Origin of the sequence: Bradyrhizobium sp. CCGB20, assembly GCF_024199855.1 — a bacterium.
Lineage (GTDB): Bacteria > Pseudomonadota > Alphaproteobacteria > Rhizobiales > Xanthobacteraceae > Bradyrhizobium.
The window spans coordinates 4,906,767-4,920,403 of record NZ_JANADN010000001.1; the positions used below are offsets into that span (position 1 = coordinate 4,906,767).

General features: G+C 64.7%; 15 protein-coding genes. 12 read left to right on the forward strand and 3 right to left on the reverse strand.

Features of this window, described 5'->3' with window-relative positions; all coding sequences use genetic code 11:
- The first annotated feature begins 287 nt into the window (after nt 1–287).
- The 6 genes from NLM15_RS22640 (at nt 288) to NLM15_RS22665 (ending at nt 6,519) form a co-directional block, all read left to right on the forward strand.
- Complete coding sequence (locus NLM15_RS22640; protein WP_254119554.1) at nt 288–1,628, forward strand: ABC transporter substrate-binding protein; 1,341 nt, start codon at nt 288–290, stop codon at nt 1,626–1,628.
- A 153-nt stretch (nt 1,629–1,781) separates the two neighbouring features.
- Nucleotides 1,782–2,720, forward strand: coding sequence for a carbohydrate ABC transporter permease (locus NLM15_RS22645; protein ID WP_254119556.1), 939 nt, complete (start codon nt 1,782–1,784; stop codon nt 2,718–2,720).
- Nucleotides 2,720–3,631 carry a carbohydrate ABC transporter permease gene (locus tag NLM15_RS22650; RefSeq protein ID WP_254119558.1) on the forward strand — a complete coding sequence of 304 codons (912 nt, stop codon included), beginning with the start codon at nt 2,720–2,722 and terminating at the stop codon, nt 3,629–3,631. The genes NLM15_RS22645 and NLM15_RS22650 overlap by 1 nt, the downstream gene beginning before the upstream one ends.
- A 17-nt stretch (nt 3,632–3,648) precedes the next feature.
- Complete coding sequence (locus NLM15_RS22655) at nt 3,649–4,749, forward strand: ABC transporter ATP-binding protein (RefSeq protein WP_254119560.1); 1,101 nt, start codon at nt 3,649–3,651, stop codon at nt 4,747–4,749.
- Nucleotides 4,750–4,783: 34 nt separating this feature from the next.
- Nucleotides 4,784–5,773, forward strand: a complete 990-nt coding sequence (locus NLM15_RS22660; protein ID WP_254119562.1) for a hydroxyacid dehydrogenase — start codon at nt 4,784–4,786, stop codon at nt 5,771–5,773.
- A 257-nt stretch (nt 5,774–6,030) separates the two neighbouring features.
- Entirely contained in the window at nt 6,031–6,519 is a 489-nt protein-coding gene (locus NLM15_RS22665; RefSeq protein WP_254119564.1) for a hypothetical protein, read from the forward strand.
- Here the strand turns inward: NLM15_RS22665 and NLM15_RS22670 are convergent, their stop codons facing one another.
- A complete protein-coding gene (locus tag NLM15_RS22670) occupies nt 6,520–7,017 on the reverse strand; it encodes a DUF1993 family protein (RefSeq protein WP_254124348.1) in 498 nt (165 codons plus the stop codon).
- A gap of 113 nt (nt 7,018–7,130) precedes the next feature.
- On the opposite strand from NLM15_RS22670, the gene NLM15_RS22675 reads away from it, so the two are divergent.
- The 3 genes from NLM15_RS22675 to NLM15_RS22685 all read left to right on the forward strand — a co-directional run bounded on the left by NLM15_RS22675 (nt 7,131) and on the right by NLM15_RS22685 (nt 9,604).
- Nucleotides 7,131–7,913, forward strand: a complete 783-nt coding sequence (locus tag NLM15_RS22675; RefSeq protein WP_254119566.1) for a transporter substrate-binding domain-containing protein — start codon at nt 7,131–7,133, stop codon at nt 7,911–7,913.
- A gap of 272 nt (nt 7,914–8,185) precedes the next feature.
- Nucleotides 8,186–9,067 (forward strand): DUF2147 domain-containing protein, encoded by an 882-nt coding sequence (locus NLM15_RS22680; protein ID WP_254119568.1) that lies wholly within the window; start codon nt 8,186–8,188, stop codon nt 9,065–9,067.
- A 180-nt stretch (nt 9,068–9,247) separates the two neighbouring features.
- Nucleotides 9,248–9,604: a hypothetical protein gene (locus tag NLM15_RS22685; protein ID WP_254119570.1), complete on the forward strand. Its 357-nt coding sequence runs from the start codon at nt 9,248–9,250 to the stop codon at nt 9,602–9,604.
- Between the two features lie 61 nt (nt 9,605–9,665).
- Here the strand turns inward: NLM15_RS22685 and NLM15_RS22690 are convergent, their stop codons facing one another.
- Nucleotides 9,666–10,070 (reverse strand): cupin domain-containing protein, encoded by a 405-nt coding sequence (locus NLM15_RS22690; RefSeq protein WP_254119572.1) that lies wholly within the window; start codon nt 10,068–10,070, stop codon nt 9,666–9,668.
- 23 nt (nt 10,071–10,093) lie between these two features.
- The gene (locus NLM15_RS22695; protein ID WP_008129640.1) at nt 10,094–10,792 is read right to left on the reverse strand and encodes a ribonuclease activity regulator RraA; all 699 of its coding nucleotides are present in this window, start codon (nt 10,790–10,792) and stop codon (nt 10,094–10,096) included.
- A 250-nt stretch (nt 10,793–11,042) separates the two neighbouring features.
- Here NLM15_RS22695 and pxpB point away from each other — a divergent pair, with 250 nt between their 5' ends.
- From pxpB to NLM15_RS22710, 3 genes are read left to right on the forward strand one after another with little or no spacing between them, the layout of a single operon-like run.
- A complete protein-coding gene (gene pxpB, locus NLM15_RS22700; RefSeq protein ID WP_254119574.1) occupies nt 11,043–11,774 on the forward strand; it encodes a 5-oxoprolinase subunit PxpB in 732 nt (243 codons plus the stop codon).
- On the forward strand, nt 11,771–12,808 hold the full coding sequence (locus tag NLM15_RS22705; RefSeq protein WP_254119576.1) for a biotin-dependent carboxyltransferase family protein: 1,038 nt from the start codon (nt 11,771–11,773) through the stop codon (nt 12,806–12,808). Before pxpB ends, NLM15_RS22705 begins: the two co-directional genes overlap by 4 nt.
- 33 nt (nt 12,809–12,841) lie before the next feature.
- A complete protein-coding gene (locus NLM15_RS22710) occupies nt 12,842–13,609 on the forward strand; it encodes a LamB/YcsF family protein (protein ID WP_254119578.1) in 768 nt (255 codons plus the stop codon).
- Nucleotides 13,610–13,637 lie beyond the last annotated feature (28 nt).

Below are 13,637 nucleotides of genomic sequence, written 5' to 3' on the forward strand. Positions count from 1 at the left end.
TGCCCGAAGTGTGCGTCGCAAAAAGCGCGGCGGAGGTTCACCTCGGACGCGCATCGCGAGACGGCGCCGCCGCGTTCCCGGACGCAACGTTAGTTCTAGACGGCGAGCCGTTCGGCTTCCTCGACAGACGGGATCAATCATGATCTGATCGCGCTACCAATTTGCTGGCCGTTGCGCGATCGACCGCGAGGTAGCACAAGAAGAAACGCGAACAAGAAAATCAAAAACAAAACTCGGAATGCCAGAGGAAGCACCAGAACAATAAAACACCCAGGTGAGGAAACGAGATGTCACGCAAGACACTGACGCGACGTCAATTTGTGGCTGCCACTGCAATGTCCTCCGCGGCGCTGATCTCGGCGCCCTATGTCCGGGGCGCTTACGCCGCCGGCAAACTCTCGATCGGCTTCTGGGACCACTGGGTCCCCGGCGCCAACAAGGCCTCGACGGATCTGGTCAACGAATGGGCCGCAAAGGAGAAGGTCGAAGTCTCCATCGATTACATCACCAGCAACAACAAGAAGATCGAGCTGACCGCCGCGGCCGAAGCGCAGGCCAAGTCCGGTCATGACATTCTTCAGATGCCGAGCTGGTGGCCGCAGGCCTATGCCGAGAATCTCGAGCCGCTCAACGACGTCATGGAGCCGCTGCTCAAGCAGAACGGCGACGTGAACGGCACCGTCAAATATCTCGGACAGTCCGGCGGCAAATGGCTCGCGGTGCCTGCGACCCCCGGCAGCCAGATCAAGGGCCCCTGCTCCCGCATCGATCTGATGAAGAAGCATGCCGGCATCGACGTGCAGGAGATGTATCCGGCCGGCGGCCCGCCCAAGGTCGAGAACTGGACGATGGAGACCTTCCTGAAGGCGGCCGAGGCTTGCCACAAGGCGGGCTTCGCGTTCGGCATCGGCCTCGGTGAAACCACCGACAGCGTGGACACCGCCGGCGCGCTCTTCCAGTCGTTCGGCGCCGAGCTCGTCAATGCCAAGGGCGACATCACGGTGAAGACCGACCAGGTTCGCCAGGCCATGGAGTTCTACAAGAAGCTGATCGCGTTCCTGCCGCCGGACGCGCCGTCCTGGGACGACGCCTCGAACAACAAATGGCTGATCTCCGGCCGCGGCGCGATGATCCTCAATCCGCCGAGCGCCTGGGCCGTTGCCAAGCGCGACGCGCCGCAGGTCGCCGAACAGTGCTGGACGCACGGCTTCCCGTCGGGTCCCAAGGGGCGGTTTGCGCCGTACCTGCCCTACTTCTGGGGCGTCTGGAGCTTCGGCAAGAACAAGGAGGCGGCCAAGAGCCTGCTCGTTCACATGTCATCGCCAGCCTCGATCGAGAAATTCGTCGCGGTGAGCGGCGGCTACGACCTGCCGGCCTACGCGAACATGACCAAGTTCAAGACATGGGAGGAGGAAGGTCCGCCGAAGGGAACGCTCTTCCACTACCCGGACCCCTACAAGCATCAGACGCTGTCGATCGCAGCGTCGCCCGCGCCGCCGAAGATCGCGCAACAAATCTACTTCCAGGCGACGCTGACCAAGATGGCGCTGCGCTTTGCGCGCGGCGAAACCATGGAGCAGGCGCTCGCCTGGGCCGAAGGCGAGTGCGAAGGCTTCATGCGAAGCTGAGCGGGATGTGCCAGGGTGGCTCACGCCACGTGCGTGAGCCACCACACCCCGTCATCCGATCCGCATGACCGGGAAGCCGACCCAGATGGCGGGCTTCGCGGTTGCACAGTTTGCAAGAAGCAGACTCAATAGTGCCGACTTGAGGAAGCTGACATGGCCGATGTCGTCGTCGAGCAAGGTCGCGTCGTCCGTGCGACGGGCGCGAGGAAGGGACGAAGCCTGCGCAATGCGCTGGGGCGAAAATCGACGGTCGCATTCTTCCTGACTCTGCCGCTGATCCTCCTGATCGCACTGCTCGTGCTCTACCCCGCCTTTTACTCGGTTTACCTCGCGACGCTGAACAAGGCGATGACGAAATTCGTCGGCTTGAGCAACTTCACCTTCCTGTTCAAGCGCGAAACATTCTGGATGGTGGTGCGGCAGTCCTGCATCTTCGCGATCACCGCGGTGATCTTCAAGGCGTTGATCGGCTTCATCGTCGCGCATTTCGTCCACAACATCCCGGCCAAGGGCCAGCGCAAATGGCGCGGCATGTTGCTGGTGCCCTGGGTGATCCCTCCGGCGATGAGCACCCTGGCCTGGCTGTGGCTGTTCGATCCCTCCTACAGCGCCTTCAACTACACGCTCTCCTTCTTCGGCGTCGGGCCGATCCCGTGGCTTGGCGACACCTTCTGGGCGCGGTTCTCCGTCATCCTCGTCAACATCTGGTACGGCGCTCCGTTCTTCATGATCATGTATCTCGCCGCGCTGAAATCAGTGCCCGATCAGCTCTATGAGGCCGCCGCGATCGATGGCGCCAATTGGTGGCAGCGGATCTGGTACGTCACCTTGCCGATGATGCGCAACATCATCGCCATCACGACCCTGTTCTCCCTGATCGTGACCTTCGCCAACTTCGACATCGTGCGCATCCTGACGTCCGGCGGGCCGCTGGATACGACGCATCTGTTCGCCACATGGGCGTTCCAGGTCGGCATCCAGAGCAGCGACATTCCGCTCGGCGCCTGCGTCTCCCTGTTCATGGTGCCGATCCTCGCCGTCGCAGCGATCTTCATCCTGCGCGATGTCACCAAACGCGGGAACGAGGCCTGATGAGCACGCTTGCAATCGACAAGGGCGGACCGACGCGCAAGGTCAAGCTTGGCAGCATGAGCCGCGACCGCACCTGGGCCCTGCGCTGGTCCTATTTCTTCCTGGTGCTGTTCGCGATCTTCTTCCTGACGCCGCCGATCTACATGCTGATCACGTCGCTCAAGAGCAGCGCGGAAATATCGGCTGCGACCAACCCCTGGTGGGTGTTCCACCCGACGCTGTCGAACTATGTCGAGCTCCTGACCTCAAACCAGTTTCTGCGCTTCTTCTGGAATTCGTCGATCGTGTCGATCGTGGTCGTCATCATCACGATGCTGATCAGCATCCCCGCGGCCTTCGCGCTCGCCCGGATGAAGTTCTGGGGCTCGGCGACGCTGGCCACCGGCGTCTTCCTCACCTACCTCATCCCGGACAGCCTCCTGTTCATTCCGCTGTTCAAGACACTCGGGCTCGTCCAGGATCTGACCGGCATCACGCTGCTCAACAGATGGTACGTGCTGCTGTTCATCTATCCGACGCTGACGGTGCCGTTCTGCACCTGGATCATGATCGGCTATTTCGCCTCGATCCCGAAGGAGTTGGATGAGGCTGCCCTGATCGACGGCGCCTCCTGGCTCCAGACCCTGACGCGGATATTCATCCCCGTCGCGCTGCCCGGGCTGATCGCAGCGACCATCTTCGCCTTCACCGTGTCGTGGGCTCAGTTCCTCTATCCCCTCGTGTTCACGACGTCGGTGGACCAGCTCGTGCTACCGGTCGGCATCACCACCACGCTGATCAAGGGCGACGTCTTCAACTGGGGACAGATCATGACCGGTGCGCTGCTCGGCGCGGCCCCGCCGCTGATCATCTACGCCTTCCTGATGGACTACTACATTGCCGGCCTGACCGCCGGCGCAACAAAGGGTTGAATCGAGGGTGAAGTGCAATGGCCGATGTTTCCCTGCGTAAGGTGATCAAGCGCTACGACGATGTCGAGGCCGTGCGCGGCATCGACCTTGATATCGCCGACCACGAGTTCATCGTGCTGGTCGGCCCCTCCGGCTGCGGCAAGTCGACCACGCTGCGCATGATCGCAGGGCTCGAGGACATCAGCGACGGCGACATCATGATCGGCGGCGACGTCGTCAACGACGTGCCGCCGAAGGACCGCGACATCGCGATGGTGTTCCAGAACTACGCGCTCTACCCGCACATGACGGTCGCGGAGAACATGTCGTTCGGGCTGCGCCTGAAGCACTATCCCAAGGCGGAGATCAAGGCGCGGGTGACGGAAGCCGCCCGCCTTCTCGACATCACCGACCTGATCGACCGCAAGCCGAAGCAGCTGTCCGGCGGTCAGCGCCAGCGCGTCGCGATGGGCCGCGCCATCGTGCGCAATCCGAAGGTGTTCCTGTTCGACGAGCCGCTGTCCAATCTCGACGCCAAGCTGCGCGTGCAGATGCGGATCGAGATCAAGAAGGTGCACCAGAAGGTGCGGACCACGACGGTGTACGTCACCCACGACCAGGTCGAGGCGATGACGCTGGCCGACCGCGTGGTGGTGATGAACAAGGGCCGCATCGAGCAGATCGGCACGCCGAACGAGCTCTACCACAAGCCGGCAACGCGCTTCGTCGCCGGCTTCATCGGCTCGCCCGCGATGAACTTCATCCCGTGCCGGCTGGAGGATGCCGGCGGCACGCTCCAGATCCGCCTGAGCGATCGCATCGCCTTCGCGCTGCCGGCCGCCCGCGCCGCGCGCTACAACGCACTGCCGCGCACCGACCAGCTGCTGCTCGGCATCCGGCCCGAGCATCTCACCGAGTCGCACGCGCATCTCGGGCCGGGGATCGAGACCTTCGAGACCGTGCTCGACGTCACCGAACCAATGGGCATGGAGACGCTGGTCTATTTCGGCCTCGACGGCACACCCATCTGCGGCCGCGTCGATCCCAATGCCGGCGCCAAGGACGGGGCACCCATGCGTTTGGCGATGGACCTCAACAATATGCACCTGCTAAACGAGGCGACCGGCGCCGTGTTGTGATGCCGGTCCAAGAAACTCGCGCAGGCAGGAGACGATGGCGACCAACAAGAAGAAGATTTTCGTTACGCAAACCTTGTCGCAAGGGGCACGCGCCCTCCTCACCCAGCGGGACGATATCGAGCTCGTCGAGTTTGCGAACCTGATCTCGGCGAAGGACTTCGAGGCCTTGCTGAAGAGCCACGCCCCGGTTCACGGCGTGGCGCTCGGCGCCACCGCTTTCGGCGAGACCGAGCTCGAGGCATCCCGCGACATGAAAGTGGTGACCCGCATCGGCGTCGGCTATGACGCCGTCGACGTGCCCGCCCTCTCCCGCCGCAAGGTGCCGTTGATGGTCGCGGGCAGCGCGAACTCGCCCTCGGTCGCCGAACAGGCGCTGTTCATGATGCTGACGCTGGCCAAGCGCGCCAATGAGATGCATGCCTGCGTCAAGGACGGCCAATGGGCCAACCGGCTCGGCATGCTGCCGTTCGACCTCTACGGCAAGACCGTGCTGGTCATCGGCTTCGGCCGCATCGGCAGCCGCACCGCCAAGCGCTGCCAGGCAATGGAAATGAACGTGCAGGTCTACGATCCCTACAAGCCTGCCGCCGAGATCAAGGCTGCCGGCTGCGAGCCCGTCGCCGATCTCGATGCAGCGCTGCCCAACGCCGACTTCGTCACCATCCACTGCCCGAAGACCCCGGAAACCGTCGGCCTGTTCGATGCTGACAGGATCGGCCGGATGAAGCCGAAATCCTATCTCATCAACACCGCGCGCGGCGGCATCGTGAAGGAGGCCGCGCTCTACGACGCCCTGGTCTCCGGGAAGATCGCCGGTGCCGGTATCGACGTGTTCGAGGTCGAGCCGCCGCCGGTCAGCAATGCGCTGTTCGCGCTGCCCAACGTCATCATGGCTCCGCATGTCGCCGGCGTCACGGTGGAGGCGGTGAGCCGCATGAGCGAGCAGACTGCGCGCAACATCCTGAGCGTGCTAGACGGCGATCCGATCCGGCAGAACATCATCAATCAGGACGTGCTGGGCTGAAAAACCGACGGGCGGGCGGCTAAAGCGCGATGAATCGTCATCGCGCTTTAGGTTGTTGTTTGAGCATGATCTTTCTGGAAAACCGCTGCGCACTTTTCCGGATCATGCTTCGCCCGCCCGCCTTCGGATGGCCAGAATACGTCCCATTTTGGTGCAGATCGGGCCCCAACTCAGCCTTAATCAAACCCGCGTAATATATCCGGCCGCGGCGGCAGTGGGACAGACTAGCCGGCCGCGTCGAGCTGGAGGATGGACCCTTGTCAGAGATCGACCCGACCGACCACGCGCTCGCGACCATCGCAAGCATTCTGGAGCACCCCGAGCCCGTTCTCGTCGTCCGCGACACCGAAACGGAGACGGCCGCGGCTGCAGATGAGTATTCGGTCGCCGACGTGCACCCGGCCTCTGACGAGCATGAGGCCGCCGACGAGCATCCGGTGGTCGAGGAGCAGCCGCTGGTGCCGGAGCACACCGATGCCGACGGCTACAGCAAGGTCGGTCCCGGGCCGATGGTTGCGATCCGCCTGAAATGGACGGTCCATCGCGGCGATGACGGCCAGTTCTACGTCCACGAGACCATCGGCGAGCAGTCCGCGCCCGTGGTCAGCGGCCCGATGACGAGCGAAGCCGCGGTGCATTTCGTCGACACGCACGAGGATGAAGCCCATCGACGCTTCGAGGAGCTGCGCAGCGAGATCGCCGGCCGCAGCTCGCTCGCCGATTACGAACGCAAGGGCGAAGCTTAGTCACTTGCGCCCGAGATAATCCTTCTTCACGAGCTCGACGCCTGCGTGCCGGAGCAGGTCGTAGGCGGTCGTGACGTGAAAGAAGAATTGCGGGATGCTGTTGGTCAGCAGCAGCGTCCGCCCGGTGAAGGGCAGCTCTGTCCCGTTCTTCAGCCTGAAGAAGACCTTCAGCTCCGCAGCAGCGTCGATATCGGCGCGCGGCAAGCTCTCGATGAACTCGATTGAGGTCGCGATGCGCGCCTGAAGCCCGGCCATGTCGTGCTCCAGCGCCGGCAGTGCCACCGGCTCGCATTGCGCCAGCAAGGCCGGGGCGACCGTGGCATGGCGGCACGCCTCCCCCACCTGCTGCGCCAGATCGTACATGTTCGGCGCCATGCGCATACCGAGCAGGACGGCCGGATTGAACTTCCGGCTTTCGGCATAGGCGACGCCCTTGTCGAGCAGGACGGACATGTTGCGCAGATACGGCACGAAGACGCCGACCGAGGCGTCATACATCGAGATCGTCACGTCGAATTCCCTTCAATTCCGCCTCGCCAGCGACGGGCATCTGGTCTAAATCCAGGTCTCAAGAGCTGCACAATGACAGCTCGGGCATGGGTGGAAAAGAGATGATCGTTCGAATCGTGGCGGCTTTGGCCGTGGTCCTGCTGGCAAACGTCTCGGCTTACGCGCAGCAGCCGCCGCCCTCGCGTCTCGACGAGATCGTCAAACGCGGCACTTTGCGCGTCGGCATGACCGGCGACTACAAGCCTTTCACCTATCTGGACAAGACGACGCAGCAGTTCAGCGGCTTCGACGTCGACATGGCGGAGGCGCTCGGCAAGGCGCTCGGCGTCAAGGTCGAGTTCGTGCCGACGGCCTGGCCGAAGCTGATGAAGGACTTCGAGGCCGACCAGTTCGACATCGCCATGGGCGGCGTCTCGGTCACGTTCGACCGGCAGAAGAAAGGCTTCTTCTCGATGCCGATCATGCGCGAAGGCAAGACGCCGATCGCGCGCTGCGCCGACGTCGGCAAGTACCAGAGCATCGCCGATATCGACAAGAAGGGTACCCGCGTCATCGTCAATCCCGGTGGCACCAACGAGCGCTTCGCGCGCGCCAACATCAAGGACGCCGAGATCACCGTCTTCTCCGACAACACCGTGATCTTCGACGAGATCGCCAAGGGCAATGCCGACTTGATGATGACGGACGCCTCCGAGACCCGCTACCAGCAGAAGCAGCATTCAGGCGTGCTCTGCGCGGTGCATCCCGAAAAGCCGTTCGATTTCTCCGAGAAGGCCTACTGGCTCCAGCGCGACATGGCGCTGAAGGCGTTCGTCGACCAGTGGCTGCACATCTCGATGGAGGATGGCAGCTACAGGAAGATCTACGCCGCCTGGTTCGACTAGAGCGTTTTCGAGCGAAGCAGGTACCCGTTCGCGTAAAGAAAACGCGTCGATATAAGAACCTGGAGCCCCGTTCCGATTCCATCGGAACGGAAAAGGCCCCAGGCCCGCGTCCTCATGTCCCTTGCCTCGCCAAACTTTGGACCGGCTCCAGGCATATTGAACCCGGAACCGCTGGAACACGACTCATACGGTGACAGTGATCTAGATCACTTTTTGGGATCGAGCCGGGGCGTAGGCCTTGGTGCGGGGACCACCTGCTCAGGAGATGCGAAATGAGGAAGCTGTTGGCCACGGCCGCATTCCTTTTGGCGAGCACCGCTGCGCAAGCGCAGTACACTTTCGAATATGGCGGGCGCACGATCCGCATCGATCCGGACCGCGGTACGGTGCAGATTCCCGGCGTGTACGACAACACCGGCCAGGGCAAGGCGAAGAAGGCCAAGAAGAACGAGACGATCCCGGGCCAGCCGCCGCAACAGGCCAAGGCCGACCCGCAAACACCGGCCGCCGTCGCGCCGGCTCCCGCACCTATCGCAGCACCGCCCGCGGCCGAACAGGCCCCTGCGCCCGCAGCAGCAGCGCCTGCGGCTCCGCCCCCACCAGCTCCACCGCCGGCAGCGACCGCCAGCAATGCGCCTGCCGAAACGGCCGTGCTGCCGCCGCCTGCGCCGCCTCCCGCGCCGGCTCCGGTCGAGCAACAGGCTGCTCCCGCCGCGGCGCCGCCACCGGCTCCGACCGTCGCTGCCGCCCCCCCGGCACCGCCTCCGCCGCCCGTGCCGGCCCCTGCACCTGCACCCGTTCAGGCCGCCGCGGTCGCGCCGCCGGCTCCCGCAGCCGCGCCGACGCGCGACCTCAGTTCACCGCTCGGAATCTGGCTCACCGAGGAGAAGGAAGGCAAGGTCCGCATCGAGCAGTGCGGCACCAATCTGTGCGGCTATTCGGTCGACAGCAAATCGAACCAGAATGGCGAGCAGGTCCTGATCAACATGAAGCCCGGCAAGGATCAGAAATGGTCCGGCCGCATTCTCGACCCCAACTCCGGCTCGACCTACGATTCGACGATCGCCATGAAGGGCACCGACCGGCTGCGCGTGCAGGGCTGCGCCTTCGGCGGCATGTTCTGCGGCGGCCAGACCTGGACGCGGGTGAACTGACTTCGGGTATGACGCTCTGACGAAGACAAGGGGCCCGTCATGCGGGCCCCTTTGCTTTTGTCCGCCGTGTCATAGCGGGTGCGCCACCTCACACAGCCTCATGCGCGCGTGACAACCCTCACATCGCCGGTTCCACCGCCGGTGCCACGATCCCCGCACGGTCAACCCAAGGGGCGTGTCATGAACGGATTTCGCAAAGGTCTCCTCGCCGGCATGGTCGCCATCGCCGTACCGCTGACGCAGGCAGGCGCGACGACCTCCACCTTCGACGGCGCGTGGAATGTCCACATCTCATCATCGAGCGAGACTTGCGGCAACGGCGCAACGGTCTCGATCGGCATCAGCAACGGCCAGATCGCATCGAGCAGCGCTGCGGTTTCAGCATCCGGCCGCGTGGCCGATGCCGGCAGCATCAACGTCACCCTGAGCACCGGCATCAAGCGTGCCGTCGGCTTCGGCCGGCTCAGCGGCACCTCCGGCTCCGGCACGTGGCGCGGCGCCATGTGCACGGGCACGTGGACGGCGGAGCGGATTTAGCTCCAAGCCTTAGTTGGGCTACGCATCGCCCAGGGGCGATGCGTCCTGTCGGAGAACGGCGCTAGCCGAGCGGCGCCCCGTATTCCTCGTCCGTGACTGGCTCCAGCCAAGTCGAGAACTTTCCGTCGAGCGCTTCCTGCATGGCGATATGGCACATGCTGTTGTTCGGTGAAGCGCCGTGCCAGTGCAATTCCCCCGGCGGAATCCAGACGGTGTCGCCGGGGCGGATTTCCTGGACCGGGCCACCCTTGGTCTGGACGCGGCCGACCCCCGAAATCACGTAGAGCGTCTGCCCAAGCGGATGGTGGTGCCAGTTGGTGCGGGCGCCGGGCTCGAACGAGACGCGCGAGACGTTCAACCGCGCCGGCGCGGGCGCCATGTTGATGGGGTCCTGCAACACGGTGCCGGTGAAGTTTTCCTTGGGCGCGCGGCGGGTGGGCCGGGTGCCTGCAACAGTGATCTCCATGGGATTACCTCGCTCCTTCCCGATTACTTCTTGCTGGCGGCGTAACGTGCCTTGGTCTCGGCATTCATGGGATAGAGGCCCGGCAGCACGGCGCCGTTGTTCACCTCGTTGACGATCCAGGCTTCCATCCGCTCCTGCTCGACGCCCTCATTGAGCACGTGATCGAGCATCGCCTGCGGGATCAGCACGCAGCCGTCCTGGTCGGCCACGACGATGTCGTTCGGGAACACCGCAACGCCGCCGCAGCCGATCGGCTCGCCCCAGCCGACGAAGGTGAGGCCCGCAACCGACGGCGGCGCGGCATAGCCGTCGCACCAGACCGGCAGATTGGTGCCGAGCACGCCCTCGACGTCACGCACGACGCCATCGGTGACGAGTGCGGTGACGCCGCGCTTCATCATGCGCGCGCAGAGGATGTCGCCGAAAATGCCGGCATCGGTGATGCCCATCGCGTCGACCACTGCAATGCAGCCGTCCGGCATCGCCTCGATCGCAGTGCGGGTCGAGATCGGCGACGACCAGGATTCCGGCGTCGCGAGATCTTCGCGCGCGGGCACGAAGCGCAGCGTGAAGGCCGGCCCCACCAGGCGCGGCAGGCCCGGGCGCAGCGGACGCGCGCCGCGCATCCACACATTGCGCAGGCCCTTTTTCAGCAGGACCGTGGTGATGGTGGCAGTGGTGATGCCGGCGAGGGTCTTGCGGGCTTCGGGGGACAGCGACATGGAAACAGACGAGCTCCGGATGGGCGGGAAAGAACGCGCGCATCTTGCGAGCCGCGAGCCTTGCGTCAAGGGCCAAGAAGGGTCCGGCAACGCGGGCCTGCAGGGCTGTTATGCGACGCGATAACAACGCTTTATCGCGGACCCCTGCATAAATTTATTGGACTTGCCGGCGCATTTACGCGAAGCAGGGTTGAGGCGGAACTCAAGGTCGAGCGCCGCGCATTTCCTCCAGGCCCGATTTCGACAGCTCATGGCCGCGACGCTCCCCCCGCCCCGCCTTCTGCCCAGTGGCGACAGCGCCGTCACGGTCGAGTTCAGCCGCACCATCGACGATGCCGCCAACGAGCGCGTGCTCGCGCTCGACAAGGCGCTCGCAGCAAGCCCGATCGACGGCATCACCGAGTCCGTTCCGACCTATCGCTCGCTGCTGGTGCATTATGACCCCGGCAAGATCGGCTTCGACGCGCTCGGCGAGAGGCTGCTCGCGCTCGCCAGCCAGCCGCTGCCGCCGGCCACCAGGGCGCGACGCTGGCGCATTCCCGTCGCCTATGGCGGCGAGCACGGCATCGATCTGGAGGATGTCGCCAAGGCGCTGAGCACCACACCCGACGACATCGTCGCCCGTCACGCCGGTGGCGACTATCGTGTCGCCATGATCGGTTTCACGCCGGGCTGGTCCTATCTCAGCGGCCTCGACAAATCCCTGCACATGTCGCGGCGCCAGAGCCCGCGGCTGTTCACGCCCGCCGGCACGATCTCGATCGGCGGCATCCAGGCGGGAATCCAATGCCTGGCTGCCCCGAGCGGCTGGCACCTGCTCGGCCGCACGCCTGTCAGAACCTATCAGCTCCACCGGAATCCGACCTTTCTCACCGAACCCGGTGATCGCGTGACGTTTTTCGCCATCGATCACAAGACATTCGAGGAACTGGACCGCGCCGCCGAAGCCGGCGAGATCATTGCCGAGCAGGTGATCGCATGAGCGGGCTCGTCGTCGCCAGCATCGGTCCCGCAAGCTCCGTCCAGGACGGCGGACGCCACGGCGCGCAACGCTATGGCCTGACGGTCAGCGGTGCGATGGACCGTCTGTCGCTCGCGGCGGCGAATACGCTGGTCGGCAACGAGCCGTTCGCAGCCGCTGTCGAGATCGGCCCGTTCGGCGCCACGTTCACTGCCAAGGACGGCGCCGTGCGCGTCGCTATCGCCGGGGCGCCGCGCAATGCCGACGTCGCCGGGAAGCCGGTGGCGATGGACACCTCGGTGACGCTGAAGGACGGCGAGACGCTGACGCTGGGCTTTGCCCGCGGCGGTGCGTTCACCTATCTGGCGATCGAAGGCGGCATCAAGGGCGAGCCGGTGTTCGGCAGCCTCGCGGTCAATGCCCGCGCCGGTCTCGGCAGCCCTTACCCGCGCCCACTCCAGGCGGGCGACGAGTTCACCGTCGATGCCGCGAGCGGCGCGCCCGAGCTGCGCATCGAGCTGCCGAAGCCTGTGAGCGGTCCGATCCGCGTCCTGCTGGGGCCGCAGGACGACGAGTTCGACGATGCCAACAAGGCGCTGTTCCTCGACAGCGAGTGGAAGATCTCGGCGACCTCCGACCGCATGGGCTACCGGCTCGAGGGCCCCGCGATCAAGCATCTGCACGGCCACAACATCGTCTCCGACGGCACCGTCAACGGCAGCATCCAGGTCCCCGGCAACGGCTCGCCGATCGCGTTGATGATGGACCGCGGCACCTCCGGCGGCTATCCGAAGATCGCAACCGTGATCACGGCCGATGTCGGCCGCCTCGCGCAGACCTCGGCGGGAACCGCGTTCCGGTTCCTTGAGGTCACCATGGCCGAGGCGCAGGACGAGGCGCGCAAATTCGCGCAACTTATTCGCAATCTGCCCGATCGCCTGCGCTCCCCCGACACCGTCGAGCTCAACATCGAGGCGCTCAGCGATGCTAATGTTGCGGGCTATGCGGTCAGCGCCGTCGATGCCGGAACCTGGCAGGTCGTGGCGGAGCCGTAAGGGACAAGACGACCAGAGGCGGAGAGCACCCCCATGAAAACGATCGATCTCAATTGCGACCTCGGCGAAGGTTTTGGCGCGTGGGAGATGGGCAACGATTCCGCGATGATCGACCTTGCAAGCTCGGTCAACGTCGCCTGCGGCTTCCACGCGGGCGACCCCGACATCATGCGCCGGACGGTTGAGCTCGCGAAGGCGCGCGGCGTCTCGGTCGGCGCCCATCCCGGCTACCGCGACCTGCATGGTTTTGGCCGGCATCCGATCGCGGGCCTGAAGGCCTCCGAGATCGAGAATCTCGTCGCCTACCAGATCGGCGCATTGCAGGCGATCGCGACCGCGGCCGGGCACAAGGTGACGCATGTAAAGGCGCACGGTGCGCTCTCCAACGTTGCCTGCGAGGACGACATGACGGCCAAGGCGATCGCCGCGGGCATCAAGGCGGTCGATCCCAGCCTGATCTTCGTCGTGCTTGCCAACTCAAAACTGGTGAAGGCCGGCGAGGTCGCCAATCTGCCGATGGTGCACGAGGTGTTCGCCGACCGTGCCTATGAGGACGACGGCAACCTGGTTTCGCGCAAGAAGCCCGGCGCAGTGCTGCACGATGCCAGGGCGATCGCCGATCGCGTGGTGCGCATGGTGCAGGACGGCGCGGTGGTCTCGGTGACGGGTAAGGTGATCAAGATGCGCACCGACACGGTCTGCATCCACGGCGACACGCCCGGCGCGGTCGACATCGCGCGCGGCCTACGTCAGGCGTTAAAGGATGCGGGGATCGAGGTCGCGCCGTTCAAGCGCGGGTAAAGCGCAACAGGTGCCGTAGGGTGGGCAA

Excerpts from the sequence above, each read along its gene's own strand:
- NLM15_RS22640 (WP_254119554.1), top strand. The coding sequence starts at position 288 with ATGTCACGCAAGACACTGACGCGACGTCAATTTGTGGCTGCCACTGCA.
- NLM15_RS22645 (WP_254119556.1), top strand. The coding sequence starts at position 1,782 with ATGGCCGATGTCGTCGTCGAGCAAGGTCGCGTCGTCCGTGCGACGGGC.
- NLM15_RS22650 (WP_254119558.1), top strand. The coding sequence starts at position 2,720 with ATGAGCACGCTTGCAATCGACAAGGGCGGACCGACGCGCAAGGTCAAG.
- NLM15_RS22655 (WP_254119560.1), top strand. The coding sequence starts at position 3,649 with ATGGCCGATGTTTCCCTGCGTAAGGTGATCAAGCGCTACGACGATGTC.
- NLM15_RS22660 (WP_254119562.1), top strand. The coding sequence starts at position 4,784 with ATGGCGACCAACAAGAAGAAGATTTTCGTTACGCAAACCTTGTCGCAA.
- NLM15_RS22670 (WP_254124348.1), bottom strand. The coding sequence starts at position 7,017 with ATGTATGACGCCTCGGTCGGCGTCTTCGTGCCGTATCTGCGCAACATG.
- NLM15_RS22675 (WP_254119566.1), top strand. The coding sequence starts at position 7,131 with ATGATCGTTCGAATCGTGGCGGCTTTGGCCGTGGTCCTGCTGGCAAAC.
- NLM15_RS22680 (WP_254119568.1), top strand. The coding sequence starts at position 8,186 with ATGAGGAAGCTGTTGGCCACGGCCGCATTCCTTTTGGCGAGCACCGCT.
- NLM15_RS22685 (WP_254119570.1), top strand. The coding sequence starts at position 9,248 with ATGAACGGATTTCGCAAAGGTCTCCTCGCCGGCATGGTCGCCATCGCC.
- NLM15_RS22690 (WP_254119572.1), bottom strand. The coding sequence starts at position 10,070 with ATGGAGATCACTGTTGCAGGCACCCGGCCCACCCGCCGCGCGCCCAAG.
- NLM15_RS22695 (WP_008129640.1), bottom strand. The coding sequence starts at position 10,792 with ATGTCGCTGTCCCCCGAAGCCCGCAAGACCCTCGCCGGCATCACCACT.
- pxpB (WP_254119574.1), top strand. The coding sequence starts at position 11,043 with ATGGCCGCGACGCTCCCCCCGCCCCGCCTTCTGCCCAGTGGCGACAGC.
- NLM15_RS22705 (WP_254119576.1), top strand. The coding sequence starts at position 11,771 with ATGAGCGGGCTCGTCGTCGCCAGCATCGGTCCCGCAAGCTCCGTCCAG.
- NLM15_RS22710 (WP_254119578.1), top strand. The coding sequence starts at position 12,842 with ATGAAAACGATCGATCTCAATTGCGACCTCGGCGAAGGTTTTGGCGCG.